The organism is Stenotrophomonas sp. 05N37, from assembly GCF_056397365.1.
On sequence record NZ_JBFTNG010000003.1, the window covers coordinates 173,336 to 199,922 of the forward strand.

At 68.3% G+C, this 26,587-nt stretch carries 21 protein-coding genes and 1 riboswitch; of the genes, 9 read left to right on the forward strand and 12 right to left on the reverse strand.

Going from position 1 to position 26,587, the window contains the following annotated elements:
- Positions 1 to 50: 50 nt before the first annotated feature.
- Positions 51 to 701 carry a phosphoglycolate phosphatase gene (gene gph, locus AC1DGC_RS11410; protein ID WP_394164928.1) on the forward strand — a complete coding sequence of 217 codons (651 nt, stop codon included), beginning with the start codon at positions 51 to 53 and terminating at the stop codon, positions 699 to 701.
- A gap of 412 nt (positions 702 to 1,113) precedes the next feature.
- Here gph and btuB read toward each other — a convergent pair whose 3' ends face one another.
- On the reverse strand, positions 1,114 to 2,955 hold the full coding sequence (gene btuB / locus AC1DGC_RS11415; protein WP_394164938.1) for a TonB-dependent vitamin B12 receptor: 1,842 nt from the start codon (positions 2,953 to 2,955) through the stop codon (positions 1,114 to 1,116).
- Positions 2,956 to 3,077: 122 nt separating this feature from the next.
- Positions 3,078 to 3,309: riboswitch (cobalamin riboswitch) on the reverse strand.
- 152 nt (positions 3,310 to 3,461) lie between these two features.
- Here btuB and AC1DGC_RS11420 point away from each other — a divergent pair.
- Positions 3,462 to 4,040: a histidine phosphatase family protein gene (locus tag AC1DGC_RS11420; protein WP_449336249.1), complete on the forward strand. Its 579-nt coding sequence runs from the start codon at positions 3,462 to 3,464 to the stop codon at positions 4,038 to 4,040.
- Here AC1DGC_RS11420 and AC1DGC_RS11425 read toward each other — a convergent pair whose 3' ends face one another.
- Positions 4,041 to 4,412: a TfoX/Sxy family protein gene (locus AC1DGC_RS11425; RefSeq protein ID WP_478047897.1), complete on the reverse strand. Its 372-nt coding sequence runs from the start codon at positions 4,410 to 4,412 to the stop codon at positions 4,041 to 4,043. It abuts the gene before it with no gap.
- The gene (locus AC1DGC_RS11430; protein WP_478047898.1) at positions 4,409 to 4,891 is read right to left on the reverse strand and encodes a GAF domain-containing protein; all 483 of its coding nucleotides are present in this window, start codon (positions 4,889 to 4,891) and stop codon (positions 4,409 to 4,411) included. Before AC1DGC_RS11430 ends, AC1DGC_RS11425 begins: the two co-directional genes overlap by 4 nt.
- 74 nt (positions 4,892 to 4,965) lie before the next feature.
- On the opposite strand from AC1DGC_RS11430, the gene bioD reads away from it, so the two are divergent.
- Positions 4,966 to 5,652, forward strand: a complete 687-nt coding sequence (gene bioD, locus AC1DGC_RS11435; protein ID WP_478048000.1) for a dethiobiotin synthase — start codon at positions 4,966 to 4,968, stop codon at positions 5,650 to 5,652.
- 150 nt (positions 5,653 to 5,802) lie between these two features.
- On the opposite strand, the gene AC1DGC_RS11440 is transcribed toward bioD, so the two are convergent.
- From AC1DGC_RS11440 to msrB, 4 genes are all read right to left on the reverse strand, one after another.
- Complete coding sequence (locus AC1DGC_RS11440) at positions 5,803 to 7,221, reverse strand: aminotransferase-like domain-containing protein (protein ID WP_478047899.1); 1,419 nt, start codon at positions 7,219 to 7,221, stop codon at positions 5,803 to 5,805.
- A 763-nt stretch (positions 7,222 to 7,984) separates the two neighbouring features.
- Entirely contained in the window at positions 7,985 to 8,725 is a 741-nt protein-coding gene (msrA, locus tag AC1DGC_RS11445; protein WP_478047900.1) for a peptide-methionine (S)-S-oxide reductase MsrA, read from the reverse strand.
- A 16-nt stretch (positions 8,726 to 8,741) separates the two neighbouring features.
- Positions 8,742 to 10,517, reverse strand: coding sequence for a cytochrome c biogenesis protein DipZ (locus AC1DGC_RS11450; protein ID WP_394163770.1), 1,776 nt, complete (start codon positions 10,515 to 10,517; stop codon positions 8,742 to 8,744).
- A gap of 36 nt (positions 10,518 to 10,553) precedes the next feature.
- Positions 10,554 to 11,060: a peptide-methionine (R)-S-oxide reductase MsrB gene (msrB, locus tag AC1DGC_RS11455; protein ID WP_259207151.1), complete on the reverse strand. Its 507-nt coding sequence runs from the start codon at positions 11,058 to 11,060 to the stop codon at positions 10,554 to 10,556.
- 148 nt (positions 11,061 to 11,208) lie between these two features.
- Here msrB and AC1DGC_RS11460 point away from each other — a divergent pair, with 148 nt between their 5' ends.
- Both AC1DGC_RS11460 and AC1DGC_RS11465 read left to right on the forward strand, forming a co-directional pair.
- Positions 11,209 to 11,928, forward strand: coding sequence for a response regulator transcription factor (locus AC1DGC_RS11460; protein ID WP_259207149.1), 720 nt, complete (start codon positions 11,209 to 11,211; stop codon positions 11,926 to 11,928).
- On the forward strand, positions 11,925 to 13,391 hold the full coding sequence (locus AC1DGC_RS11465; protein WP_478047901.1) for a sensor histidine kinase: 1,467 nt from the start codon (positions 11,925 to 11,927) through the stop codon (positions 13,389 to 13,391). Before AC1DGC_RS11460 ends, AC1DGC_RS11465 begins: the two co-directional genes overlap by 4 nt.
- A 15-nt stretch (positions 13,392 to 13,406) precedes the next feature.
- Here AC1DGC_RS11465 and AC1DGC_RS11470 read toward each other — a convergent pair whose 3' ends face one another.
- Both AC1DGC_RS11470 and AC1DGC_RS11475 read right to left on the reverse strand, forming a co-directional pair.
- The gene (locus tag AC1DGC_RS11470; RefSeq protein WP_478047902.1) at positions 13,407 to 14,723 is read right to left on the reverse strand and encodes an ATP-binding protein; all 1,317 of its coding nucleotides are present in this window, start codon (positions 14,721 to 14,723) and stop codon (positions 13,407 to 13,409) included.
- Between the two features lie 20 nt (positions 14,724 to 14,743).
- Positions 14,744 to 15,433, reverse strand: a complete 690-nt coding sequence (locus AC1DGC_RS11475) for a winged helix-turn-helix domain-containing protein (protein WP_394163773.1) — start codon at positions 15,431 to 15,433, stop codon at positions 14,744 to 14,746.
- Positions 15,434 to 15,772: 339 nt separating this feature from the next.
- On the opposite strand from AC1DGC_RS11475, the gene AC1DGC_RS11480 reads away from it, so the two are divergent.
- Together AC1DGC_RS11480 and AC1DGC_RS11485 are read left to right on the forward strand one after the other, a co-directional pair.
- Positions 15,773 to 16,378 carry an outer membrane beta-barrel protein gene (locus AC1DGC_RS11480; RefSeq protein WP_478047903.1) on the forward strand — a complete coding sequence of 202 codons (606 nt, stop codon included), beginning with the start codon at positions 15,773 to 15,775 and terminating at the stop codon, positions 16,376 to 16,378.
- A gap of 149 nt (positions 16,379 to 16,527) precedes the next feature.
- Positions 16,528 to 18,372, forward strand: coding sequence for an asparagine synthetase B family protein (locus AC1DGC_RS11485; RefSeq protein ID WP_478047904.1), 1,845 nt, complete (start codon positions 16,528 to 16,530; stop codon positions 18,370 to 18,372).
- Positions 18,373 to 18,466: 94 nt separating this feature from the next.
- Here AC1DGC_RS11485 and AC1DGC_RS11490 read toward each other — a convergent pair whose 3' ends face one another.
- Both AC1DGC_RS11490 and queD read right to left on the reverse strand, forming a co-directional pair.
- Entirely contained in the window at positions 18,467 to 18,832 is a 366-nt protein-coding gene (locus AC1DGC_RS11490) for a phasin family protein (RefSeq protein ID WP_394163776.1), read from the reverse strand.
- Between the two features lie 200 nt (positions 18,833 to 19,032).
- Entirely contained in the window at positions 19,033 to 19,386 is a 354-nt protein-coding gene (gene queD, locus AC1DGC_RS11495; protein ID WP_478047905.1) for a 6-carboxytetrahydropterin synthase QueD, read from the reverse strand.
- A 187-nt stretch (positions 19,387 to 19,573) separates the two neighbouring features.
- Here queD and AC1DGC_RS11500 point away from each other — a divergent pair, with 187 nt between their 5' ends.
- Together AC1DGC_RS11500 and AC1DGC_RS11505 are read left to right on the forward strand one after the other, a co-directional pair.
- Entirely contained in the window at positions 19,574 to 22,225 is a 2,652-nt protein-coding gene (locus tag AC1DGC_RS11500; RefSeq protein WP_259207136.1) for a TonB-dependent receptor, read from the forward strand.
- A 59-nt stretch (positions 22,226 to 22,284) separates the two neighbouring features.
- On the forward strand, positions 22,285 to 24,867 hold the full coding sequence (locus tag AC1DGC_RS11505; protein ID WP_478047906.1) for a M14 family zinc carboxypeptidase: 2,583 nt from the start codon (positions 22,285 to 22,287) through the stop codon (positions 24,865 to 24,867).
- A 229-nt stretch (positions 24,868 to 25,096) separates the two neighbouring features.
- Here the strand turns inward: AC1DGC_RS11505 and AC1DGC_RS11510 are convergent, their stop codons facing one another.
- Positions 25,097 to 26,497 carry a DEAD/DEAH box helicase gene (locus tag AC1DGC_RS11510; protein WP_394163779.1) on the reverse strand — a complete coding sequence of 467 codons (1,401 nt, stop codon included), beginning with the start codon at positions 26,495 to 26,497 and terminating at the stop codon, positions 25,097 to 25,099.
- Between the last annotated feature and the right edge of the window lie 90 nt (positions 26,498 to 26,587).

The window sequence follows — 26,587 nt, forward strand, 5'->3', positions numbered from 1 at the left end:
AGCGCGCGGCGTACACTGTGCCTTCCCACGTCGTTGAAGCGAGTCGCGTCTTGTCGTATCCGTATCCGTTGGTGGTGTTCGATCTGGATGGCACGCTGGTGGACAGCGCGGCCGATATTGCCGAGGCGCTGAACCGCACCCTGCAGGACTGGCAGTTGCCGCGCGTGCCCGAGGCCACGGTGCTGACCTGGATCGGCGATGGGGTGCGGCGGCTCGTGGAACAGGCCTTCGATGCGGCGGGCAGCCAGACCGACCTGGACGCGGTGATGCCCGGTTTCATGCGTCACTACGAAGCCTGCCTGCTGCGCAGTCCGCGCCTGTTCGACGGCGTCGAGCCGGCCTTGCAGGCACTGCAGGCGCGTGATGTGCGGCTTGCCATCTGCACCAACAAGCCGTCGGCTCTGGTGGCGCCGCTGCTGCAGCATTTCGGCCTGCAGGCGGTGTTCGCCGTGGTGCTCGGCGGCGATTCGCTGCCCGAGCGCAAGCCGAGCGGCGCACCGCTTCGGCATATCGCCGCGCACTTCGGCGTAGCGCCGGAGGCGGCATTGATGGTGGGCGACTCGATCACCGATTACCGCGCTGCCGTCGATGCGGGCATGCCGGTGGCGCTGGTGCGCTATGGGTATCCGCGCGGGCTGGACCTGGACACCGTCCAGGCCGTGGCGGTGATGGATGACCTTCAGGAATTGCTGGCGCTATAGCGCGGGTGAAGCCCTGGTCCACGGAGTAGGCGTGGGGTTGGTGAGACGGCCGGTGGTTGGCGTGTTTTGCTGTTCCAAGGCTGCTTGCCCGCTGTCGTGGGTGTTGTTGGGGGAGCGGGAGCGCGTCGCGCCTTGGTGGCGCGACGGCTGGAAAGGCTGCCGAGCATGGCTCGGCACTACGGCATGCCTGGGGTGGAGCGGCATTCGGGCTGCCGAGCATGGCTCGGCACTACGGCATGCCTGGGGTGGATCGGCATTCGGGCTGCCGAGCATGGCTCGGCACTACGGATGCCTGGGGTGGATCGGCATTCGGGCTGCCGAGCATGGCTCGGCACTACGGATGCCTGGGGTGGATCGGCATTCGAGTTGCCGAGCATGGCTCGGCACTACGGGATGCCTGGGTGGCTCGGCATTACCTCGGCTGGTAACGCACGCTCAGGCGGTACTCGCGGCCGGGCTGGTTGTACCAGCCCACCGTTTCGTACTCGCGGTCGAACACGTTGCTGACCCGACCCAGCACCGACCAGTCACGGCTCAGCGCGTATTCCAGGCGCAGATCGACCGTGCCGTAGCCGGCCAGGCGCACCGTGTTGGCCGCATTGTCATAACGCTTGCCGGCACCGTTGGCCGTGATGCCCGCGCGGAAGCCGCCGAAGCTGCGGTCGATGTCCAGGCGGGCGGTGTTCTGCGCGCGGCGCGCCAGCCAGTTGTCGAACTGCGCGCTGCCATCGGTGCGGTTGCGCGGATCGGTGTGGCTGAGCTGGGCATTGACGTCGAAGCCGGCCCAGGCGATCGCGCCGGTCAGTTCCGCGCCGCGGATACGCGCCTTCTCCACCTGCGACATCATGAAGGTGGTGGCGTCGTAGGTGATCAGGTCATCGATGCGCGTTTCGTACACATCCAGGCCCCAGCGCCAGCCGTCGCCCTGCTGGGCGATGCCGAGGTTGGCGCTCTTGGAGGTCTCCGGATCCAGGCCCGGCACGCCGCTCCACGGATCGTAGAGGTCGCTGAAGGTCGGCGCCTTGAAGGCGGTGCCGTAGCTGGCGTTGAGGCGGAAGCCGCTCCCCAGTTCCATGCCCCAGCCGAGGCTGCCGGTGGTGTGGTTGCCGAACTGTTCGTTGTCGTCGTCGCGCACGCTGGCCTGCAGGTGGTGCGCGCCGAAGCGGCCCTGGTACTGCAGGAACACGCCGGTGTTGTCGCGGCTGTCGACCAGGTAGCCGGCGCTGCTGCCGTCCAGGTTGTCCTGGCTCCAGTCGACGCCGGCGCTGAGCAGCTGGCCGTCGGCGATGCCGATGTCGGCCTGCGCCGAGGCGCTGTCGCGGTGGGTCTGCGCCGCGCCCAGCCAGGTGCTGCCGTTGTAGTTCTCCGACTCGTTGTCGGCGCGGCCGACGTTGACGGTCAGGTTGAAGCGCTCGCCGGGGCTGTAGCGGACCTTGCCGCCGAGCACCTGCTGCAGCGTCTCCGAGTAGTTGTAGTAACCGTCGTAGTGGTTCTCGCCCTTGGCGCGCAGCGCGGTGCCTTCCACGCTCAGCGCGTCGGTCAGCGCGTAGCCGCCACGCAGGCTCATGGACAGGTTGCGGTAGCCGTCGCGGTCGGGTTCGTCGGCGCCGCAGCCGGCGAACGTGGCCGCATCGCCGCGGCAGGCGTTGATGCCGTCGGTGTGCTGGTAAGCGATGTCGGTGCCGAACCAGCCGCGCTCGCCGCTGCCGCCGAAGCCGCCGCTGGCCTCGCGCAGGCCGTTGCTGCCGCCGCCGAGCTGCAGGTGCGGAGCGAAGGTGCCGGTGTTGCGGCGGGTGAAGATCTGGATCACGCCGCCGATTGCATCGGCGCCGTACAGGCTGGACTGCGGGCCGCGCACGATCTCGATGCGTTCGATCTGCGCCAGCGGCAGGTCCTGGATCATCGCCAGGCCGAGGTCGCCGGTATTGATCCGCACGCCGTCGACCAGCACCAGGGTGTGGGCCGAGTTGGTACCGCGCAGGAACAGCGAGCTCTGCTTGCCGAGGCCACCGCTGTTGTTGAGGTTGATGCCGGCACGACCACGCAGCAGGTCCTGCAGCGAGGGCGCCTGGCTGCGCTCGATCTCGGCGCGGTCGATCACCTGCGCCGGCGAGATGCTGTCCTGCAGGGCGATCGGGGTGCGCGTGGCGGTGACCAGCACCTGGTCCAGCGCGGCGGTGTCGTCCTGTGCGGATGCCAGCAGCGGCAGGGCCGACAGTACGGCCAGGGAAAGAACGCGGGTTTGCAGCTTCATCGATGACTCCATGCACCGCGCACGCCCGCGCGGCAAGGGGTGGGGATGATCGCGCTGCAGGGAGTCACTCGACGGAGAGCGGGCACACGGCGCCGCTTGCCGCCGCCATGCCCGCCGCATCGCAACCAGTCGTCTTCCAGGCCGGTCTCCGGGCTCGCATGTCGATGGCGGTGCCATCGCGCCAGGCGCCTTCCCATGCCGGAGCACAGTGGCGTGTTGCCTGGTGTATCCATGCTTACCGTTGCGGGGGCAGCGCCGGAGTGGCGGCGTGGCACAGGGCCTGACGCGTCACCGGCTTCCCGTTTCAACCTGGCGGCATCGCAGCCCCAGGTCACCTGAAAGTGCGCGCAGTCTAAGCCATCGGCCGGGGGGATGGAGCGCAGCGGTTAGAATATGCCTCGCTTTTTCGATGTGATCTCCATGACCCCACTGTGGTTGCAGCACCCCGGCACCGACGCCCGTGACCCCCACCGGCCCGTCGCAGCGGGTCGCCGGCGGGGCGTGGCATGATCCTCGACCTGATCCGCCACGCCAGCACCGGCCGCGATGGCCACCTGGACGGTCGCACCGACCCGGCCCTGGACGAAGGCAGTACCGATGCCCTGTGCGCCCGATATGCCGCGCTTGGCTGGGAACGCGTGCTGAGCTCGCCGCGGCAACGCGCGCTGGCCACCGCCGATGCGCTGGCGCTGCCGCGCGGGCTGGCCGTGATCGCCGATGACGAATGGGAAGAACTCGATTTCGGGGACTGGGATGGCCTGGCGCTGGACGCACTGCCGATGCAGCAGCTGTCGGCGTTCCACCTGGACCCGCATGCCAACCCGCCGCCGCATGGCGAGAGCTGGGGCCACTTCGAGCGGCGCATCGTGCGTGGCCTGCATCGCCTGCTGGATGAGCCCGACGCGCCGTCCACGCTGATCGTCAGCCACGGCGGACCGCTGCGCATGGTGTTGTCGCAGGTCTGCGGGATGCCCATGGCGATGTGCTGGGCGCTGCGCATCGATCACGGCACGCGGTTGCAGCTGCGCGTGGAGCGCGAAGGCGACCGCCTCTGGGGCGAACTGCTGGAACTGCAGCAGGCCTGATCAGGCGTGCTCGTCGTCCGTGTCGAACGGCGGCGCATCGCCGCTGTCGTCGTCATCGCGGCGCTCGGCGGTGCGGTCGTAGACCGGGCCGGATGCCGGCGGGGCCTTTTTCAGCGGCTTGTCGGCGATGATCGCGTCGTACTCGGCGACCAGTTCGATCCGGCGCGCTTCCGGCAGCTCCTGCCAGTGGCAGTCCTGCAGCGCGCCTTCCAGCGAGTAGAGCAGGTTGAGGCTGGGCTTGAAGCCGGCCCGGCGAACCTTGACGAAGGCGCCGACCGCGCCGATCGCGGTCAGCTCCTCGGGCGTGCGCAGACCGACCTGGCGCAGCCATGCCGCGCTCTTGGGACCGATGTTGCGCAGCTTGACGCTCATCCCAGAGCCTCCACGAAGACCGCGGCGATCGCTTCCAGCCCGGCCTGGTCCTCGGCATCGAAGCGCGCCAGTGACGGGCTGTCCAGGTCGAACACGCCGATCAGCGTATCGCCCTTGACCAGCGGCACCACCAGTTCCGAGCGCGACGCCGAATCGCAGGCGATGTGGCCGGGGAAGGCGTCCACGTCCTCGATGCGCTGGGTCACCCGCTGGCTGGCGGCCGCGCCGCACACGCCCTTGTCCAGCGGGATGCGCACGCAGGCGGGCAGGCCGTGGAACGGGCCGACCACCAGCTCGGTGCCGTCGTAGAAATAGAAACCGACCCAGTTGAGGTGCGGCAGCGCGTGGTAGACCAGCGCGGACAGGTTGGCGGCATTGGCGATGCGGTCGCGCTCGCCATGCACCAGCGCGCGGGCCTGGGCCAGCAGCTGGCCGTACTGTTCCGGCTTGCTGCCGGTGAGCGTGGAAGTATCGAACATGGGCCGAGTCTAGCAAGCAGCGGGCTGCGCCGGGACCGTCGATAATGCACCGCACTTTCCCGACCGCTACGCCGATGACCGCCAATCCGCCCCCCGCCCTGTACGTGACCGGTACCGACACCGGCATCGGCAAGACCTTCGCCAGCTGCGTGCTGCTGCACGCCTTGCGCCGGCAGGGCGGCCGCGCGGTGGGCATGAAGCCGGTGGCCAGCGGCTGTGAGCTGACCGCGGACGGCCTGCGCAACGAGGACGCTACCGCGCTGCTCGCGGCCAGCGACCCGCGCCCGGCCTATGCCGACCTCAACCCGTACGCCCTGCCCCTGCCGCTGGCGCCGGAGCTGGCCGCCGCCGAGGCGGGGGTGAGCGTCGCGCTGGCACCGATCGAGGCCGCCTTCGCGCGTTTGCGGGCGCAGGCCGACACGGTGGTGGTGGAGGGGGTGGGCGGCTGGCTGGCACCGTTGTCGGGCATGCTCGACCAGGCCGACCTGGTCAAGGCGTTTCGGCTGCCGGTGGTGATGGTGGTCGGCCTGCGCCTGGGCTGCCTCAACCACGCGCGCCTGACCGCCGCGGCGATCGCGGCCAGCGGGGCAACCTGCATCGGCTGGATCGGCAACGAGGTGGACCCGCAGATGGCGCGCATCGACGACAACATGGCCTTGCTGCGCGCGCGCCTGGCGATGCCCTGCCTGGGGCGGCTGCCGTTCGCGCCCGGGGCGGACCCGGCCGGGTTGGCGGATTGCCTTCGCCTGCAGGAGGCGTAAGGCGTCCGAGCGCGGCGAGGCAGCCACGCATGGCGTGGCACTACCGTGGGAGAGATGCAGCCACGCATGGCGTGGCGCTACCCTGGCCGGCCCCAACCGGGTAGAGCCACCCCATGGGTGGCTGGCGCGGAGTGCGGTTGAGGGGGGCGTTCATCCGCCGCGCAGGGCGCAGGCCAGTCGGCCCAGCGTGCTGATCGCCGCCACATAGCGCTCGTCCAGCTCCTGGCAGCAGGACAGCCGCAGGCAATGCCGGTAGCGCGCGCCGCGCGAATAGACCTGGCCGGGCATGAACACCACGCCGTGCGCCAGCGCCTGCTCGAACAGCTCGCCGGTGTCGATGCCCGGCGGCAGTTCCACCCACAACAGGAAGCCGCCGGTGGGCTGGGTGGCCAGGGTGCCGGCCGGGAAGTGCTGGGCGATCAGGCTGCGCACGTGCCGTACCTGGTCGCTGTACAGGCGACGCAGCCGACGCAGGTGCTGCTCATAACTGCCCGCTTCCAGGAACGCGCCGACCGCTTCGCCGAGCAGGCGCGGTTCGGCCCCGGTGGACTGGAACTTGAGCAGCTGGATGTCCGCAGCGAAGCGCCCGGCATCGAGCCAGCCGATCCGGTAGTCCGGGGCCAGGGTCTTGGAGAAGCTGCTGACCACCATCACCCAGCCATCGTCATCGAAGGCTTTGAGCAGGGGCGACAGCGGCTCCTGGAACTGCAGTTCGGCATACACCGCGTCTTCGATCAACGGAATCCGATGGTGGTTCACCAGCGCGGCCAGCCGCTGCTTCTCGGCCACCGGCATGGTGAAGCCAAGCGGGTTATGCACGCTCGGCATGGCCACGATCGCGGCCAGCGCGCCTTGTTCGAGCTGCGCGGCGACGGCGTCCACGTCCAGCCCGAGGCGCGGGTCGGTGGGCAGTTCGATCGCCTTCAGGCCCAGGTTGCTGAGCAGTGGATACAGGTTGAAATACGACGGCGCTTCGATGCCCACGGCATCGCCCGGCCGGGTGACCGCACGCAAGGCGAGCTGCAGCGCTTCCATCGCGCCGTGGGTCAGCACCAGGCGTTCGACGCTGGTGTGCAGCCCGAGCCGCGGGCCGCGCCGCACGATCTGTTCGAGCAGGCGGGTAGCGGCATTGGGGCGCGCGTAGGTTTCCACCATGCCGGCGCGGCGCAGTACCTGTGCGGTGCTGCGGGCGAGCTTGTCGCCGGGATAGAAGCGGCGGCCCCGGGGCCCGGCGAAGGCGAGGTCGACGATGCCGGGCTGCTGCTGCGCCGCCAGCACACGGGCCATCATCAGCTGCTGGGCCTGGGTGGTCGCCAGCGAGGGGGCCTGGCGCAGCGAGCGGGTGGGCTCGGCCAGTCGCGCGCTGACCACGAAGCCGGCCTTCGGCTGCGGCACCACCAGCCCGGCGTCTTCAAGCTGGCGATAGGCGGCGATGACCGTGTTGAGGCTGAGCTGGCGCTGGGCGGCGAGGCCGCGCAACGAGGGCAGCCGCGTGCCCACCGGGAGCCGGCCGCTGTGGATCGCATCGGCCATTTCGTCGGCCAGGGTCTGGTAGAGGTTGGCTGCCATCGGGTGCCCGCAGGAATCTGTAACCATGCGGATGGCCGAACGCTGGCTCTGTATCCGCTTCCTGGCGCAGCCTAGCATGGACCTGTCAGCGCGCCAGGCCACCGCCGCCGCGCATCCTGGTCATTCCCTCGCGCACGGCGGTGCGGTGTTCGCCGTGCGTTTTTTTTCAGATCAACGGCCGGCGTGTGCGGGCTTTCGCTGGTTTGGGCGGGTACGGGTGGGCTTGCGGGACACGCCGCAAGTACGTCCCTGTAGGCTCGCGTACGCCATCCATGGCGTACGACGGTCCCGCAAGCCCACCCGTACCCGCCCCAGACAGTTGGCTGGTGCGCAGCGAACAGGCTCAAGCACAGCTACAGCGGCAGCCGCAGCGAAGCATCAGCTACAAGCATCAGCCTTGCTGTCTTTGATTCGCGCTTCCAGGGTTTTCGACGGCTACCAGCCCACTGTCTGGGGCGGGGGTGTGGGGGTTCGCGGGACCGTCGTACGCCAGGGATGGCGTACGCGAGCTTACAAGGAGGTACTTGCAGCGTGTCCCGCGAACCCACACACCCCCGCCCAGCGCGGAAGAGGCGCAGACATCGACGCTCCAAAGCAACAGCACCACCACGCAGAAGAGTCGACACCAAGAATCAGCTTCCAGCGATCGCCAGGGATGGCGTACGCGAGCTTACAAAGAGGTACTTGCAGCGTGTCCCGCGAACCCACACACCCCCGACCAGCGCGGGAGAAGCGCAGACATCGACGCTCTAAAGGAAAAGCATCACCGCGCAGACAACGTCGACACCAACCTCGGCTTCTCGCGGTACAGCGTCGGGTACTGCTGCTTCAGGGCCGCCACCTTGGGCGCATCGTTGATCTGGATGTACTGCGATTCCGGATGCAGGGTGAGATAGTTCTGGTGATAGCCCTCGGCCGGGTAGAACCGCTTGCCGCCGTCGACCTGGGTGACCACCGGCGCCGCATACGCCTTGGCGCGCTGCAGCTGGTCGATATAAGCGCGCGTGGCGTCGCGTTGTCTGGGGTCATCGACGTACACCGCCGAACGATACTGGGTGCCGCGATCCGGACCCTGCCGATTGAGCAGCGTCGGATCATGCACCACCGAGAAGAACACCTGCATCAGCTGTCCGTAGCTGACCTTCGACGGATCGTAGGTCACCTGCACCGCCTCGGCATGGCCGGTGCGGCCACTGCCCACGCGCGGATAGCTGGCATCGGCCGTGCTGCCGCCGATGTAGCCCGACACCGCGTTGTCCACCCCGTTGACGTGCTGGAACACCCCCTGCACGCCCCAGAAGCAGCCACCGGCGAAGACCACCTGCGCGCGCGTGATGCCGGGTTGTCTGACATCGGCGCTGCCGCTCGGTGCGGGCACGGTGACCGGCGCCTGTGCCTGCGCGGCATGCACCGGGCCATCCACACTCAGCACGGCGGTGAGCGTGAGTGCCGCGATCACCGCGGCGATGCCGCCGGCAACCAGTTTGTCCATTGCGATCTTCATCGAAGGCCTCCAGGGCTCAACCGAACGTAAAGGCGTAGGCGTGCACACCCGGATCGAGGAACTCGATCTCGAACGTCCGTTCGCGCACCTCGCCGGATTGGCGGATCAACTGATACAACCGGTGCCCGCCGACCTGGCCGCTGCCGTCGGCCGACACATCGCCGCCGGCGGCAGCACCCGGCGGCTGGCCGTCGATGCGCACGCGGTAGCGCACCGGCCTGCCATCCACCGCCGGGGCCAGCACCAGGTGCAGGTCGCGGGCATGGAAGCGGAAGGCGATGCGGCCCCCGGGCGCCTCCAGGCGAGCGTCTTCATCGCCCACCGTCCAGCGCCCGCCCAGCGCCCACTGGTTCAGCGCCAGCGTGGCCGGCACGGTGTAGTCGGTGGCCCGGTCCGGCTGCTGCCCGCCGGGCGAGGCGAAGCTCTGCGCGCGTGCATGGCCGAGGTAGGTCTCCGGCGACTTCAAGTTGCGCATGTCCGCCTGTTGTTCCACCCCATCGCGCGGTGTCGCGCCCGCCATCGCCATCGCCTGCGCCGGCTCGCCGGGCAGCGTGTTGCCGGCCTCGCGCAGCAGTTGGCGGATGATCTGCTCGGACTGGGCGTAGTTGCCTTCGCCGAAGTGGTGCGCGCGGATGCGGCCCTGTGCATCGATGAAGTAGTGCGCGGGCCAGTAGCGGTTGTTGAAGCCGCGCCAGATCGCAAAATCATTGTCGATGGCCACCGGGTAGGTGACCTTCAGGTCTTTCACCGCGCCCTGCACGTTGCCCAGGCTGCGCTCGAAGGCGAACTCCGGCGCGTGCACGCCGATCACCACCAGGCCATGGTCGCGGTAGCGCTCGGCCCACTCGCGCACGTAGGGCATCGCGCGCAGGCAGTTGATGCACGAGTAGGTCCAGAAATCGACCAGCACCACCTTGCCGCGCAACGCCTCGGCGCTCAGCGGCGGGCTGTTGAGCCAGCCGGTGGCCCCGGCCAGCGAGGGCAGGGTGCCTTCCACCGGCAACGGCGTACCCGCCGGTGCGTCGGCGGCCATCATCATCGATCCGCCCGCCGCCGGCGCCTGGACGGGCAGCACATCCAGCAGGCCCTGTTCCAGCTTGGCCGTGCTCACCGTGGACAGGCGGGTCAGCACGCCGGTGTCCCAGCCCATGCCGATCGCCACCACCGCCACCAGCGCGGCCACGCCCAGCGCGCGGCGGATCCACTCGCCCACGCCCAGGCGCTGCTTGAGCGCGGCGAACACCCGCCCGCCGATCCAGATCGCCAGGGCCAGCGAGGTCGCCGCGCCCAGCGCGTAAGCCAGCAGCAGCCCGCTGGTGCCGACGCTGGCGCCATGCAACGCCGCGCCGGTGAGGATCAGGCCGAGGATCGGCCCGGCGCACGGTGCCCACAGCAGGCCGGTGGCGATGCCGATCAGCAGCGAGGTGCCCACCCCGCCGCGGCCGGCGTCACTGGCGGCATCGGCCGATGCGCTCAGCCGCGCGCCCAGGCGCTGGAACGGCGACAGCAGCCGGTTGGCCAGCGACGGCCAGAGCAGGGCCAGCGCGAACACGGCCATCACCACCAGCGCGATCCAGCGCCCGATCTGGTTGGCCTGCGCCACCCATTGGCTGCCGACCGCCGCCAGGCTGGCCACCACCGCGAACATCAGCGTCATGCCCACCAGCAGCGGCAACCCGCTGCGCAGGAATGGCCGGTCCGAACGGGCGAACACAAAGGGCAGCACCGGCAGGATGCACGGGCTGAGGATGGTGAGTACGCCGCCGAGGTAGGCCAGGACAAGCAGGAACATGGTCAGATCCTTCCAGGATGCAGGGGAAAGCGGCGCTCAGGCCGCGCTGAAGCTCATCGCCACGCCGTTCATGCAGTAGCGCAGGCCGGTGGGGCGGGGACCGTCATCGAAGACGTGGCCGAGGTGGCCGCCGCAACGCCGGCAATGGGCCTCGATGCGGATCATGCCCAGGGTGGTGTCGCGGTCTTCCTCGACCGCGCCATGCAGCGGTGCCCAGAAGCTGGGCCAGCCGGTGCCGCTGTCGAACTTGGTGGAGGAGGAGAACAGCGGCAGCGCGCAGCCGGCGCAGTTGAACGTGCCCCGCCGGTGTTCCTTGTTGAGCGGGCTGCTGAACGGCCGTTCGGTGCTCTGCTGGCGCAGCACGGCGTACTGCGCCGGGCTGAGCTGTTCACGCCACTGCGCGTCGGTGCGCATCACCTCGAAGCGACGGGCCGGGGCGGCCGGTGCGGCCGGGGCCGGGCCGCTGCACGCGGCCAGGCCGAACAGGCCGGCGGCGGCCGTCATGGCCCCCATGCCAAGCACATTGCGACGGGAGTAACGCATGGCCGATCTCCAGGTCTGGATACGATGCGGCCATGCTGCGCCCGGCCCGGTCAACGAATCCTCACGCAGGATTAAATTTTCCGTGACACATCCGGGGGCGGATCGGCCGACAATGCAGGCCATTCCCCAGACCGGCCCGCCCGTACCGATGAGCAGCGCCAAGCGTGTCCTGATCGTCGAAGACGATGTCCACATCGCCAACCTGCTGCGCATGCACCTGCGCGACGAGGGCTATGAGGTCACCCATGCCGCCACCGGCGACGAGGGCCTGGCCCTGCTCGAGGCGCAGCCGTGGAGTGCGCTGGTGCTGGACCTGATGCTGCCCGGCGTGGATGGGCTGGAAATCTGCAAGCGGGCCCGGGCAATGACGCGCTACACCCCGATCATCATCACCAGTGCGCGCGCCAGCGAAGTGCACCGCATCCTCGGCCTGGAACTCGGGGCGGACGACTACCTGGCCAAACCGTTCTCGATGCTGGAGCTGGTGGCGCGGGTGAAGGCGCTGCTGCGCCGGGTGGAGGCGATGGCGCAGAACGCGCGCATCGATGCCGGTGAAACCGAGGTGGCCGGGCTGCGCATCGACCCGGTCGCACGTACCGCCCAGGTCGAGGGTCGAGCGCTGGAACTGACCCCGCGCGAGTTCGACCTGCTGTACTTCTTCGCCCGCCATCCCGGTCAGGTGTATTCGCGGATGGACCTGCTCAACCAGGTCTGGGGCTACCAGCACGACGGCTACGAGCACACCGTCAACACCCACATCAACCGGCTGCGCAACAAGATCGAGCGCGACCCGGCCAGCCCGCAGCGCATCCAGACGGTGTGGGGCCGTGGCTACAAGCTGGTGGGCGGCGACGGAGACGCGTCGTGATCCGGCTGACCCTGTCCCAGCGCCTGTCGGTGGTGTTCTGCGCCCTGCTGCTGGTGTGCTGCGGCGCGCTGATGTGGATCCAGATGCGCAGCACCGCCATGCATGAGCAGGAAACCGTGCAGCGCTTGTCGCGCGGGCTGGCCGAGCACATCGCGCGCAGCGGTGAGCTGATGGATGCACGCGGCATGCGCGGTGGCGAGGTTCGCGCGCTGTTCGGCAAGCTGATGGCGGTCAATCCCAGCGTCGAGGTGTACCTGCTGGACGACGAGGGCCGCATCCTCGGCCACGATGCGCCCGATGGGCACCTCAGGCGCGACCGCGTGGACCTGGCGCCGGTCCGCGCGCTGCTGCGCGACGAGCCGTTGCCGATCCTCGGCGACGACCCGCGCAGCGCGACCGGGCGCAAGGTCTTCAACGCCGCGCCGCTGTGGGTGCAGGGGCGCCAGGCCGGCTACATCTACGTGGTGCTGGTGGGCGAGCAGCGCGAGGTGCTGGCCGCCAACATCGCCGCCAACGCCACCCTGCGCACCACCTTGTGGTCATTGGCGATCCTGGCCGCGGTCGGGCTGTTGGCCGGCGTGGTGGCGTTCCGCTGGGTCACCCGGCCGCTGCGCCAGCTGACCCGGCGCATCCAGGCCTTCGACGTGGACGCCGCCGGCGCCGGCACGCCACTGCCGCCGACCCCGCTGCGTCCCGGTGAGCGCGACGAACTGGCCATCCTGCAGCACAGCTTCGGGCACATGGGCCAGCGCCTGGGCGAGCAGTGGCAGCAGCTGCGCGAGCAGGACCTGCAGCGCCGCGAGCTGGTGGCCAACATCTCCCACGATCTGCGCACGCCGCTGTCCTCGCTGCACGGCTACCTGGAAACGCTGGCCCTCAAGGACGCCACGCTCAGCGCCGACGAGCGCCAACGCTATCTGTCGATCGCCTTGTCGCAGAGCCACAAGGTCGGGCGCCTGGCCCAGGCCCTGTTCGAGCTGGCCCGGTTGGAACACGGCGGTGTCGTGCTGGACCGGCAGGCGTTCTCGCTGCCGGATCTGGTCCAGGATGTGTTCCAGAAATTCGAGTTGGCTGCGGAGTCGCGCCGGCAGGCACTGAGCGCCGATATCGCGCCCGGGTTGCCGCCGGTGGTGGCGGACCTGGCCTTGATCGAGCGGGTGCTGACCAACCTGCTCGACAACGCGATCCGACATACCCCCGAAGGTGGCCGTATCACCGTGACGCTGCGCGCGGCCGACGGCGAGGTGCAGATCAGCGTGGCCGACAGCGGCCCCGGGATCGCGCCGGAGCGGCGCGACACGTTGTTCACCGCGATGCCTGCGCTGGGCAGCCAGCGACCGGACAGTGGCGGGCTGGGCCTGCTGATCGTGCACCGCATCCTGCAGCTGCATGGGCGTGACATCTGTCTGCTGGAGAGCCGGGAAGGCGCGTTGTTCGTGTTCTCGTTGCCCGCCGCGCGCTGAGCAGCGCGCGGGGGCTCAGGCCTCTGGCAGCAGCAGCCGGAAGCGCGCGCCACCGAGTACCGAGTCGCAGACATCCGCGCTGCCACCGTGCTTGGTGGCGATGATGTGGACCAGGGCCAGGCCCAGTCCGAATCCGTCGGGGTGTCGCTGCAGCTGCACGTAAGGCTGGAAGATGCGCTCACGATCGGCCGGGGCCACGCCCGGGCCGTCGTCATCCACGGCGATGACCAGCCCCGATCCAGCGACATGCAGGCTCACGACCACCTGACCGACTGCGTGCCGCCGTGCATTGCCGATCAGGTTGCCCAGCGCCAGCATCAGCGCATCGCGGTTGGCTACCAGGGTGCGCTGATGAGGGGGCTGGAAGCAGAGCCTGGGACTGCGGTCGCCGGCGGCGGGAAAACGCTGCCCGAGCGCCTCGAACAGCTGCGCAATGTCCAGTCGGTGCGTGGCGACACGGGGGCTGCGGCCGAACTGTGCGTAGGTCACCCCGGCGGCGGCCAATTGCTCCAGCCGCGCCACATCGGTTTTCAGGCCGTCCAGCAGTTCCGCGCCTTCCGGGTCTTCGTCGCCGATCTGCATCATGGCCAGTGCGAAGCGCATTCGTGCCAATGGGGTGCGGGTTTCATGGGCGACCGCCTGGGACAGGATCCGTTGCCCTTCCATCACGTCCTGCAGTTGCGTGGACATGCTGGACAGCGCCTCACGCAGCGGCCGTACGAGGTGGGTACTGACAACGGGGGCCGCGACTGCCAGCTCCCCCTGCTGGATCGCCAGCGCCATGTGTCCCAGCGCATAGACATCGCGCCATAGCCGATAGACCAGGAAATACAGGGGCAACGCGATGGCGAGGATGAAGATGCCGCTCATCACCGCCGCATCCACGTGCCCGCTGTCGTACCAGGCCACATCGGCCTGCTCGGGCTCGGAGAAATCGCCCAGCACCAGCACCTGTGTGGACCCGGGAAGCCGCTGGTAGCTGAAGTGCCCGTCCGGCGACAGCACCAATCCACCGTGATCCAGATGCTCCAGCGACGGCAGATCCAGGACATGCGGTGCATCTGCCAACGCCATGACCCGCAGCGGGTAGGCGAACTGCATCTGCAGGCGCCGGGTGAGCTGTGGCCAATCTGCCTGAGGGGTGTCGGCATAGCGTGCGTGCAGGAGATGCTGTGTGCCCTGCAGCTGCGTACGTATCTGCAGGTCCTCGCCTTGCTCGGTGAGCGCTGCCCACAGATACAGGCCCGAGGCGATCAGTACCAGGTACGCCAGCACGAAGCCCAGGCAGTAGCGCAGGAACAGGCGGAAGTGACCCTTGCACTGGGCGGGCATGCGGCGGGGGGGCACCGTGCTCAGTCCCATCCGGCTCGATTGAACAGGTAGCCCTTGCTGCGGATGGTCTTGATCCGGTCGGGCACCTCGCCCAGATCGCCGAGCTTGCGACGCAGGCGCGAGATGCGCGCATCGATCGAGCGGTCCAGGCCATCAAAGCCGATCCCGCGCAGGTCGCGTAGCAGATCGTCCCGGCTGAGTATCGTCCCGGCACTTTCGGCCAGGCATAGCAACAGATCGAACTCGGCCGTCGTCAATTCGATACGTGCAGATTGCAGGGTGACCTCGCGCGTATCGCGTTCGATGCGCAGCTGCCCGAAGCACAGTGTCGGCCGTGTCTGCCGCTGGCCGTTGTCGCGACGCAGGTGCGCGCGTACGCGCGCCAGCAGCACCCGCGGCTCGATCGGCTTGCCGATGTAATCGTCCGCGCCCAGCTCCAGCCCAAGCACCTGGTCGATATCGTCGGTGCGGGCGCTCAACATGCAGATCACCCCGGTGAAACGCGGCCGGATCGAGGCGCAGACGGCAAAGCCATCGATGCCGGGCAAGGTCACATCCAGCAGCACCATGGCCGGGGCCAGATCGGGAATACGCTCCACCGCGCATTCGCCGCTGAGCACATGCACCACGTCGTAGCCATGGCGCACGAGATAGGCGCTGACCAGGGCGCCAAGACGCGCGTCATCCTCCACCAGCACGATATCGACCATCGCGGCCCTGCCTTGTCTTCCCTGCCTGGCGCGATCCTAAGGCAGCACGAGCGGGAGCCGAGGTGTGCGCTGAACGTACCCGTCAGCCTGTGCGTCCGGCAGGCCTGCGTGGGGCGAACACGTGGTCGATCCGAGGTGGAACACGTCCGGGGATGTCTTGATCGGACGGTCTGATGGCATGCGTGCGGACACATGGAAGACGTGCCGTAGTGTCGCGTTCCACCCGCTGTTACCGACGGTTACAAACGGTCGAGAACGGTTGCGCGACTCACACGTGCGCTGCACTGACGCGCGCTCGCCGCGAACCCACGCTGTGCACTCCCAACCAAGGAGTCACCCATGTACATCAAGCGTTCCCTCATTGCCCTTTCGTTGGCCCTGGTCGCTGCCACCGCCCAGGCCTCTCCTGACGATCGCGACGGCGCCTATGTCTACGGCGGCGTTGGCAAGACCCACGGCAACTGGAAGGTGCCGGCAGCCCATGGGGCGTCCGGTGCGAAGCAGAAGCAGAGTGGCTCGCAGAAAGGTTACGTCCTCGGCGCCGGCTACCGCTTCGGGCCTTACCTTGCAGCAGAAACCTCTTTCGACACGACGATCGGTAACCGCCGGCAAGCCGGATCAGGCGTTTTCACCAGCCGCGCATTCAACGTCGGCGGCGTAGGCCTGATTCCTGTTGGCGAGCATGTCGAGTTGTTCGGCAAGGTCGCGGTGGGAAGCCGCCAGCAGGGCATTCTGGCGCCGGCCGGCACGGACCAGAAGCGCGTGAAACAGAACAAGTTCGCCACCACGCCCAGCGTCGGTGCCAACGTGTATCTAACCGACGCACTCGCGTTGCGGGCCGAGTACACGATCCCGATGTCGGCCAACAAGAAGGTTCAACAGGCCGCCGGCGTGGAGAAGATGCGCCTTAACAGCTGGAACGTGGGCATGTCCTACGCCTTCTGATCGGCAACGCCATCGCCATCGCCGACCGCTGCGGTCGGCGGTGGCCTTTTCGCGATCCTGGCGGGAGGAACATCTGTATGAGTGGTATCTGTGGCGTCGTCGTGCGCCCTGGAAAATGTTCGGCTGGCCTGCCGCACCGCGTGGACGCCATGAGTGCGGCGTCGCGCCACGGCGGCCGCGCGCCGTCGGCCTGGTGCGACGAGAGCAATGGCGTGGCGATGGCACGAGTGCATCGCGTGGGCGGCACGCCATCATCGCCGCAGCGTTCCCCGTGCGGGCGCTATGTGCTGTGCCTGGACGGTACGCTGTATACCCGTGGGGCGCTGCAGCGCGAGTTTGCGACGTCGGTGGGAGCCACCGAGGACGATGCGACGCTGCTGCTGCGCTCCATCGCTGCCCGAGGGCTGCAGCGCACGTTGACCCAGTGCGATGGGGACTTCGCGCTGGCCGTATGGGACCGCCAGGAACAGGTCCTGTGGCTGGCCCGCGACCGGGTTGGCGCGCGGCCGCTTTACTACGGCTGGTGCCAGGGCGATCTGCTGTTCGGCATGGGGCTGGCCTCGCTGCACGGCTATCCCGGCTTCCAGGCGCCGATCAATCGCGACGCGCTGCCGCTGTTGCTGCGCTTTGGCTACATTCCCGCGCCGCACAGCATCCAGCAGGGCATCTTCAAGGTCGCTGCGGGCTGCGTAGTCCGGCTCACCCCGGCCATGCGCGCCGCGGGGGCGCAGGCCCACGGCGTGCACGCGGGCGGTCGCCGCTACTGGGACGCCCGTGAGGACATCCGCACGGCCATCGATGAGCGCGCACACATGCCGGTGTCCAGTGACGATGCGCTGGAGCGGTTGGAGATGCTGCTGCACCAGGCGGTGGCGCGGCGGACGCCAGGAGGGGGCGGCGCGGCGGCATTCCTGTCCGGAGGTACGGATTCCTCAATAGTCACCGCTGTCCTGCAATCGCAGTCCACGCTGCCGGTCGACACCTTCACGGTGGGCTTCGACGATCCGCGCCACGATGAAGCCGACTGGGCGGACCAGGTCGCGGCCCGGCTCGGCACCCGGCATACCCGTCACATCCTGCGCCGGGGCGAGGCGGCCACCCTGGTGGAGGCGCTGCCGGACATCTGGTGCGAGCCGTTCGCGGATGCGTCGCAGGTGCCGACCTTGCTGGCCAGCATGCTGGTGGCCGATCGCCATCGCGTGGTGATGACCGGCGATGGTGGGGATGAGCTGTTCCATGGGCACGGTGCGTACCAGCGCGCCATCTGCAATGCGGCATGGAACGCGCGCGTTCCCAGGGCGGTGCGCAGCCTGCTGCGGCGATGGCCTGCGGCGGATCCGGAGCGGGCACGGTTGGGTGGCTGGCCTGCAGTGCGTTCGGAACTGGGCGCGGACAGTGTGGAAGCGCATTACCTGCTGCGGGTGTCGCGCTGGCGCGATCCGGCGCGCGTGGTGCTGCACGCACGCGAGCCGAGCACGGTGTTTACCGATCGCGCGCGGTGGCTGGAGGCGGGCGATCCGGCGGATCGCGTGCAGTACCTGGATTTCCTGATGGACCTGGGCAACGGCATCCTGACCAAGATCGATCGCGCCGGTGCGGCGCACGGGCTGCAGACCCGTTCGCCGTTGCTGGATCCGGCCGTGGCGCGCTTTGCCTGGTCGCTGCCCGGCAACCTCACGTTCGCCGGCGGCGAACACAAGTGGATTCTCAAGCAACTGCTGTCGCGGCACCTGCCCGAAAGGCTGGTGTATCGCCCGAAAAAGGGCTTTGGCCCGCCGGTGGCCGCGTGGCTGGCGGGCCCGCTGTTTCCGTGGGCCAACGCGCTGCTGGATGAGCAACGGCTGCACCGCGAAGGCTTCTTCGATGCGGCCAAGGTCGCGCGGATCTGGACCGATTTCTGCGCGGGCCGACGCAAGTGGCATACCCACCTGTGGCCGATCCTGATGTTCCAGGCGTGGCTGGAACGGCACCGGCAGGCGATCGCCGAGGCCTGAACACCGCCCAAAAAAAGACCCGACAGAGGGAGGGTTCTGTCGGGTCTGGGATTGCGTGGGGGGAGGGACCCACGCAAATTCGATGTTGTCCGGCTCAGCCGCGGGTCTTGCCCGGGCGGGGCGCGGCGGCCGCGAACGGCTGCCGGGCGAGTTCGCTGAAGGCTTCAGAGGCTTTCAGCCCCAGCCCGGCCACTTCCTGGCTGGCGCTGGTCCAACGGGCGAGGTTGTCACGTGCCAGTTGCGCGCCTTTGGGCAGCAGCGACTGCAGCGTGCCGGCATCCTGTGACTGCACGATGTCACCGAAGAACCCGCTGGTGGCGGTGATGTTCTTCTCCAGCGTCTTCACCTGCACCCCGAACATGCTTTCGGCATTTTCCAGTGCGAGCCGATGGGCACGCGTGGCCGCGGCGGCCAGCTGGCGGGTGTAGTCGCTGAAGGAATCGGTGAACGCGGACGCCATGGAGGACGGCTCGAGAACGTTGATGCAATGCAGCATACGCCGAAAATATTGCATTGCAACAACTTGTTGCCAGTTGTGGTCCGGTTTCCGGAAAACCCGTTATAAATCAATGGAGTGGGTGGGCGACCCGCCCCGTGCAGCGGGCGCGCAAGCCGGCCAGCGGCCGGCATTGCCGGCCGGACTGGGGACGGTCCGCCGGCTCAGCCGCGGTAGCGGCAGCCGGAGGTGCAGGTTTCGTGCACGGTCACTTCGCTCAGCTGCGGCAGGGCCGGCTTGAGCTCGTTCCAGATCCAGATCGCCAGGCGCTCGCTGGTGGGATTTTCCAGCCCGGGGATGTCGTTGAGGTAGTGGTGGTCCAGGCGGTCGTAGATCGGCTGGAAGGCCGCTTTGACGTCGCCGAAATCCATGATCCAGCCGGTCTGCTCGCCCGGCTCGCCCTCGACCTTCAGTTCCACCCGGAACGAGTGCCCGTGCAGGCGCGCGCACTTGTGGCCCGGCGGCACGTTGGGGAGGAGGTGGGCGGCCTCGAGGGTAAAGACTTTGAAGATTTCCATAGGCGCATTGTACTGGTGGACCCGCCCGGCGGTGACGCCAACAGCCCGGCTGCCTTCACGTAAACATTTCCATCCGGATGAAGAGATGGTAGTTTCTCTTATATCCGTATGAAGAGATGTTATTGGCCGGTTCATGGCCAGGCATGGATTACTGCGGAACTCGTCGTCCACCACCCCACTGAAGTTCATGCCCAAGCACACCCTTCTTGTAGCGGCGCTTTCCGCCGCTCTGGCTACGCCTTTGCCTGCGTTTGCCGATGCCGCCCCCGATGCAACCGCCGATGCCGCCGGCGACAGCAAGACCCTCGCCGCCGTGCGGGTCACCGGGTCCAACATCAAGCGCACCGATACCGAGTCGGCCAACCCGGTGCAGGTGATCGGTCGCCAGCAGTTGGAGGAGACCGGCAAGGCCACCGTCGCCGACGTGCTGCGCTCGATCTCGGCCAACACCGGCAACGCCAACAACGAGACCACCAACAATGGCTGGGCCTCCGGCTCGGCCGGCATCGGCCTGCGCGGCTTGTCGCAGAAGAACACGCTGGTGCTGCTCAACGGCCGCCGCCTGGCCAACTACGGCTTCCCGGCCGGCGGCCTGTCGGACACCTTCGTCAACCTCAACGCACTGCCGCTGGTGGCCGTGGAGCGCATCGAAGTGCTCAAGGACGGCGCCTCGGCCGTGTACGGCTCCGACGCGGTCGCCGGGGTGGTCAACATCATCACCCGGCAGAACTTCCAGGGCGCCGAACTCGGTGGCAGCCTGGGTACCGCCGACCAGGGCGGGCTGGATGAGCAGACGCTCAAGTTCATTGGGGGCATCGGCGACCTGGACACCGACGGCTACAACATCCTGGTCAGCCTGGAAGGCTACAACCGCGAGCGCCTGGACCAGGACCAGCGCGACCTGACCAAGTCCGGCATCTACACCGACAAACCCGGCGGGCGCTGGAACGGCTGGTCGGCCAAGGGCGCGCGCTACCTGGTCAACGGCACTTCGGTGCCGATGCTCGATGCCAACGGCAACTGCCCGGAAGGCACCACCCTGGTGGCCAGCGCGCCGATCGATGGCCTGGCCGGCAACACCTGCGGTTTCAACCAGGCCCCGTACACCACGCTGATTCCCTCGACCAAGCGCTACCAGGCCTACGTCAATGGCACCTTCAAGGTGAACGACAACGTGGAAGCCTTCGGTGAAGTGCTCTACAGCGACATCAAGGGCGTGTCCTGGTTCGGCAGCAGTCCGTTCTTCACCCTGGAAAGCGGTCGCTTCGCGCTCAACGCCGACACCGGCCTGGCCGAGCCGGTCTCCTCCAACCTGCCGGCCAGCAGCCCCTACAATCCGTACGGCCGCGCGGTGCCGATCGAGTACACGTTCTTCAACCTCGGCGCGACGATCAAGACCAACCGGTCGCAGGCCTACCGCGGCCTGGTCGGGCTGCGCGGCAGCCTGCAGGACTGGGATTGGGAAGTGGGCGCGTTCGGTGCGCGCAGCAGCGAGCGGGAAACCGTGTCCGGCGGCTTCGCCAACCGGTACGCACTGGCCGATGCGCTGGCCAGCGGCAGCTACAACCTGCTCAATCCGGCGGCCACCTCCCCGGACGTGCTCAACGCGATCAACATCAGCACGCTGCGCCCGGCCGAGTCGGTGCTGCAGGGCGTGGATGCGAAGATCTCCGGGGCGCTGGGCCGTACCTGGGCCGGTGAGATCGGCTTTGCCGCCGGTGCCGAATGGCGCCGCGAAAAGCTCGATTCGAACAATCCCTGGCAGATCGACGCCGGCCTGCAGATCCGCCCGGCCATCGCCGAAGTGCATGGTGAGCGCAAGGTCACCGCCGCCTATGCCGAAGTCAACGTGCCGCTGGCCGAGCGCCTGGAACTGCAGGCCGCCGCGCGCGCCGACCATTACAGCGATTTCGGCGACGCGTTCTCGCCCAAGCTGAGCCTGCGCTGGCAGCCGTGGGACATCCTTCTGGTGCGTGCGGCCGCCTCCAAGGGCTTCCGTGCGCCGTCGCTGTCGGAGAACTCCAACAGCACCAGCATCGCCTACGGCAGCGTGATCGATCCGCGCGATCCGGACGTGCCGGGCTCGCGCCAGAACCCGACCTTCTTCACCGTCGGCAACAACGACCTCAAGCCCGAGCGCACCAAGAGCTTCAACGCGGGCATCGTGCTCTCGCCGTGGTCCAACACCAGCCTGAGCGTGGACTACTACCGCATCGAGCTGGAAAACCTGGTCGGCACCAACAACACCCAGACCCTGGTCACCGACGACGTCCCCGGCGCGGTGCTGCGCGATGAGCGTGGCAAGCTGCTGGCCGTCTACAACCGCTACCAGAACCTGAGCGAGCTGAAGACCTCCGGCATCGACGTGGAACTGCGCCAGCGCTTCCCGACCGAGCGCGCCGGCGACTTCGCGCTCAGTAGCGCCTTCACCCACGTACGCAACTACAGCCGCCCCACCGTGGTCGGCGGCCCGCTGGTGGATTACGCCGGCAGCAACCTCGGCGCCACGCTGCCCAAGAACAAGGCCACCACCAGCCTGGACTGGAGCTACGGCGACTTCCGCACCGCGCTCACCTGGTACTACACCAGCGGTTACGACCAGAAGGCCAGCGCGGCCGCTACCGCCGTGCAGGACCGCGTGGATTCCTACAGCCAGTTCGATCTGTACCTGGGCTACACCGGCATCGACAAGCTGACCGTGTACGCCAAGATCCAGAACCTGGCCGACGAGGAACCGCCGTACGACGCGTCTTTCCCGGGCATCCGCGCGCCGTACGACTTCAGCCAGTACGACCTGCGCGGGCGCTACTTCACCGTCGGTTTCGACTACCGCTTCTAACGCCTTTGTATCCAACGGGGCCGGCCGCGATGCCGGCCCCCGTTCCATGGGGAATTGCTGTGTCCTTGCATCGTCTCGTGTCACGTCCCATCCGCTGGCTGGTGGGGTCGTTGTGGTTGCTGGCAGCGCCGGCGTTCGCGCAGAGCGCGTATTTCTTCCCGCAGGGCGGCGATTTCGATCCGTCCATTCCCACCCCACAGCAGTTTCTCGGCTACGAGATCGGCAGCCGCTATACCCGGCATGACCAGCTCGTGGCCTACTTCGACGAACTGGCCAGACACTCGGACAAGATCAAGGTCGAGCGCATCGGCAGCAGCTACGAAGGCCGCCCGCTGCTGATCGCCACCATCACCTCGGCGCAGAACCAGCAGCAGCTGGAGACCCTGCGCCGCCAGCACGTCACCCTGGCCGACCCGGCGCAACCGCTGAGCGCGGTCGGGAGCAGCCCGGTGGTGGTGTGGCTGGGCTACAGCGTGCACGGCAACGAAACCTCCAGCGGCGAAGCCGCGCTGCTGACCGCCTACTACCTGGTGGCCAGCCGCAGCGCTGATACCGCGCAGTGGCTGCAGCAGGCGGTGGTGCTGTTCGACCCGGCGCAGAACCCGGACGGGCGCGACCGCGCGGCGAGCTGGCACAACGCGTATGCCTCCTCACCGGCCTCGGCCGATCCGGCCGACAAGGAACATGTCGAGCCGTTCCCGCAGGGCCGCACCAATCACTATTTCACCGACCTCAACCGCGACTGGCTGGCCCTCACCCAGCAGGACACGCGGCCGAAGATCGCCTACTTCCACCGCTGGTACCCCAACGTCCAGATCGACTTCCACGAGATGGGCAAGGACAGTACCTATTACTTCGAACCGTCGCCGGCGAGCATGCACAGCCCGCTGCTGCCGGCATCGTCGTACGCGTTCAACAAGACCCTGGCCAAGTACCACGCGCAGGCGCTGGATGCGCTGGGCTCGCTGTACTACACCGGCGAGAACTTCGACAATTTCTCGCCGGTGTACGGCTCCACCTATCCGGACTTCCACGGCGCGGTCGGGGTGACCGTCGAGCAGGCCAGCTCGCGAGGCCGCGTGCAGGAATCGGTGAATGGCCTGCTGACCTTCCCGTTCACCATCCGCAACCAGGTCGCCACCGGCCTGGGGACGATCCGCGGCGCGGTGACCGAGCGCAGCGGCCTGCTCAAACTGCAGAAGGACTTCTTCCAGTCCGCGCTGAAGCAGGCGGGCCAGCAGCCGGTCAAGGCGTTCGTGTTCGGCGATGCGCACGATCCCGGGCTCACTGCCAAGCTGCTGGACCTGCTGCTGCAGCACCAGATCACCGTGGAAGCGTTGAGCGCTGCGGTGACGGTGGATGGCCAGCGCTTCGAGCCGGGCAGCGCCTACGTGGTGCCCACCGCGCAGCCGCAGTTCCGGCTGGTCCATTCGATCTTCGCCGATACGCCGCCGATCAAGGGCGACGTGTTCTACGGCAGCACCTCCTATGCGATCGCACCGGCCTACGGCGTGGCCTTCGCCGGCAGCCGCAGCCGCATCGCCGGCGGCGCACGGGTCAGTGCCCTGGCGCCCGCGCAGGGCGGGGTAGTGGGGGGCCAGGCCGGCTATGCGTATGTGCTGGACTGGCGCGACTACAACGCCAGCCGCGCGCTGTACGCCCTGCAGGCACGCGGCCTGCTCACCCGCGCGGCGTTCCAGCCGTTCACCGCCGCGACTGCCGAGGGCGAGCAATCCTTCGCGCGGGGCAGCGTGGTAATCCCGGTAGCCGGCCAGCCACTGGCCGGGGCGGCGTTGCTCGCTGCCGTGGATGACGCCGCACGCAGCAGCGGCGTGCGCGTGCATGCCCTGGCCAGCGGGCAGAGCCGCAGCGGCATCGACCTGGGCAGCGACAGCGTGAGGTCGCTGCGCAAACCGGCGGTGGCGCTGGTGATGGGCGAGGGTGTCAGCGCCACCGAGATCGGCTCGGCGTGGTTCGTGCTCGACCAGCAGGTGCAGCTGCCGGCCAGCAAGCTCGACCCGGCCCAGCTGGGCAAGGTCGCGCTGGATCGTTACACCACCATCGTGCTGGCCGGCGGGACCTACGCCGGGGTGGACGCCACCGCGGTGGCGGCGCTGAAGCGCTGGATCAACGCCGGCGGCTCGCTGGTCACCTACGGCACCGCCGCGCGCTGGGCGATCGAACAGAAGCTGGCCGAGGAAAGCCTCGGTGAAGAGGAGCAGCAACCGGACAGCGCACGCCGTGCCTTCGGCGACCAGCGCGACATTGCCGCGATCGAGCGGGTCAGCGGCAACATCCTCAGCGCGGACGTGGACACCAGCCACCCGCTCGGCTTCGGCCTGCCGCGCACGCAACTGGCGATCAACAAGGAAAACGGCATCAGCTTCAAGCCCAGTCGCAATCCGTTCTCCACGGTGGTGCGCGTGGACGAGACGCCGCGCGTCAATGGCTATCTGTCCGAGAGCAACCGCAGCCGCGTTGCGGGCAGCGCCTGGTTGCTGGTGTCGCCACAGGGGCAGGGCAACGTGGTGCTGTTCGCTGACGACCCGGCCCACCGCAAGTACTGGCATGGCACCGAACGCCTGTTGTTGAACGCGATCTTCTTCGGCAACCAGCTCAACCCGACCAAGCCGCGCGGATAAGGCAACGGCGGCCCCCGTAGAGCCGACCGTTGGTCGGCTATCGCGATCCCCGTAGAGCCGACCGTTGGTCGGCTATCGCGATCCCGGTAGAGCCGACCGTTGGTCGGCTATCGGAGCACCCGGGCGAACGGCAGCCGACCAACGGTCGGCTCTACGGCCGGAGGCAAGCCCAAAAAAAAGGGCGACGCAGATGCGTCGCCCTTTTCAATTCAACCGGTCCGCGAACGGATCAGCTGGCGCGACCGCCGCCGCTGCCCTGGCCACGGCCGCCGCCGGCATTGGCGCCGCCACGGCGCTGGCCCTGCGGCTGGCCGCCGCGCGGCGCACCGCGACCGGCACCATCACGCTGGCCGCCGCCGGTCTTCTTCGGACCGGCATGGGCGTGGCGCGGGGCCTCGGCGTGCGGGCGACGCGCGTGCTTGCGCGGCGAACGATCGCCGCCCGGCACTTCGGCCTTGCCCGGCGCGCTGTTGCCCCAGCGGATCGGGGTCTGCGGCTCGAAGCCCGGCACGTCGCGGATGTCCATGTCCTTGTCGAGCAGGCGCACGATCTGGCGCAGCAGCTTGGCTTCGTCCTGCGCCACCAGGGAAATCGCCTGGCCGGTCGAGCCGTTGCGGCCGGTACGGCCGATGCGGTGCACGTAATCCTCGGCCACCATCGGCAGGTCGTAGTTGATGACCTTCGGCAGCTCGTTGATGTCGATGCCGCGCGCGGCGATGTCGGTCGCCACCAGCACGGTCACCCGGCCGGCCTTGAAGTCGCCCAGGGCGCGCAGGCGCTGGCCCTGGCTCTTGTTGCCGTGGATCGCCGCGGTCTTGATGCCGGACTTGTCCAGGAACATGGCCAGCTTGTCGCAGCCGTGCTTGGTACGGCCGAACACCAGGGTCTGCTCGCGGCTGTCCTGGGCCAGCAGGTGCAGCAGCAGTTCGCGCTTGCGCGCGCCATCGACCGGATGCACGCGGTGGGTGATGGTCTCGGCGACGGTGTTCTTCGGGGTCACCTGGATCTGCGCCGGATCGCGCATGAACTCCAGGGCCAGCTGCTTGATGCTCTCTTCGAAAGTGGCCGAGAACAGCAGGGTCTGGCGGTTCTGGCGCGGCAGCTTGGCCAGGATCTTCTTGATCGACGGCAGGAAGCCCATGTCGAGCATGCGGTCGGCTTCGTCCAGCACCAGGATCTCGATGCCGGACAGGTCGACGCTGCGACGCTCGATGTGATCGATCAGGCGGCCCGGGCAGGCCACCAGCAGGTCCACGCCACGGCGCAGCACGTCGAACTGGTTGCCCATGCCGACGCCGCCGTAGATGCAGGCGCTCGGGATGCGCAGGTACTTGCTGTAGCCGCGCAGGCTGTCATGCACCTGGGTGGCCAGTTCGCGGGTCGGGGCGAGCACCAGCGCACGCGGCTTGCGCGGGCCGTTGACGGCCTGCGGGTTGGTGCCCAGGTGCTGCAGCAGCGGCAGGCCGAAGGCGGCGGTCTTGCCGGTACCGGTCTGCGCGCCGGCGAGCAGGTCGCGACCTTCCAGGGCCAGCGGGATCGCCTGTTCCTGGATCGGGGTGGGGGTATCGTAGCCCTGCTCGGACAACGCGCGCAGCAGGAACGGGGCAAGGCCCAAGGATTCAAAAGACATCGGGTGGAAGCTCCAAAGACAAGGTAACGCCAGACCGAATGGCCAGACGCGAGGCAGATCAGAATGTGATCGGCTGACTCGGAGCGTTCC

Excerpts from the sequence above, each read along its gene's own strand:
- btuB (WP_394164938.1), bottom strand. The coding sequence starts at position 2,955 with ATGAAGCTGCAAACCCGCGTTCTTTCCCTGGCCGTACTGTCGGCCCTG.
- AC1DGC_RS11420 (WP_449336249.1), top strand. The coding sequence starts at position 3,462 with ATGATCCTCGACCTGATCCGCCACGCCAGCACCGGCCGCGATGGCCAC.
- AC1DGC_RS11425 (WP_478047897.1), bottom strand. The coding sequence starts at position 4,412 with ATGAGCGTCAAGCTGCGCAACATCGGTCCCAAGAGCGCGGCATGGCTG.
- AC1DGC_RS11430 (WP_478047898.1), bottom strand. The coding sequence starts at position 4,891 with ATGTTCGATACTTCCACGCTCACCGGCAGCAAGCCGGAACAGTACGGC.
- bioD (WP_478048000.1), top strand. The coding sequence starts at position 4,966 with ATGACCGCCAATCCGCCCCCCGCCCTGTACGTGACCGGTACCGACACC.
- AC1DGC_RS11440 (WP_478047899.1), bottom strand. The coding sequence starts at position 7,221 with ATGGCAGCCAACCTCTACCAGACCCTGGCCGACGAAATGGCCGATGCG.
- msrA (WP_478047900.1), bottom strand. The coding sequence starts at position 8,725 with ATGAAGATCGCAATGGACAAACTGGTTGCCGGCGGCATCGCCGCGGTG.
- AC1DGC_RS11450 (WP_394163770.1), bottom strand. The coding sequence starts at position 10,517 with ATGTTCCTGCTTGTCCTGGCCTACCTCGGCGGCGTACTCACCATCCTC.
- msrB (WP_259207151.1), bottom strand. The coding sequence starts at position 11,060 with ATGCGTTACTCCCGTCGCAATGTGCTTGGCATGGGGGCCATGACGGCC.
- AC1DGC_RS11460 (WP_259207149.1), top strand. The coding sequence starts at position 11,209 with ATGAGCAGCGCCAAGCGTGTCCTGATCGTCGAAGACGATGTCCACATC.
- AC1DGC_RS11470 (WP_478047902.1), bottom strand. The coding sequence starts at position 14,723 with ATGCCCGCCCAGTGCAAGGGTCACTTCCGCCTGTTCCTGCGCTACTGC.
- AC1DGC_RS11475 (WP_394163773.1), bottom strand. The coding sequence starts at position 15,433 with ATGGTCGATATCGTGCTGGTGGAGGATGACGCGCGTCTTGGCGCCCTG.
- AC1DGC_RS11480 (WP_478047903.1), top strand. The coding sequence starts at position 15,773 with ATGTACATCAAGCGTTCCCTCATTGCCCTTTCGTTGGCCCTGGTCGCT.
- AC1DGC_RS11485 (WP_478047904.1), top strand. The coding sequence starts at position 16,528 with ATGAGTGCGGCGTCGCGCCACGGCGGCCGCGCGCCGTCGGCCTGGTGC.
- AC1DGC_RS11490 (WP_394163776.1), bottom strand. The coding sequence starts at position 18,832 with ATGGCGTCCGCGTTCACCGATTCCTTCAGCGACTACACCCGCCAGCTG.
- queD (WP_478047905.1), bottom strand. The coding sequence starts at position 19,386 with ATGGAAATCTTCAAAGTCTTTACCCTCGAGGCCGCCCACCTCCTCCCC.
- AC1DGC_RS11500 (WP_259207136.1), top strand. The coding sequence starts at position 19,574 with ATGCCCAAGCACACCCTTCTTGTAGCGGCGCTTTCCGCCGCTCTGGCT.
- AC1DGC_RS11510 (WP_394163779.1), bottom strand. The coding sequence starts at position 26,497 with ATGTCTTTTGAATCCTTGGGCCTTGCCCCGTTCCTGCTGCGCGCGTTG.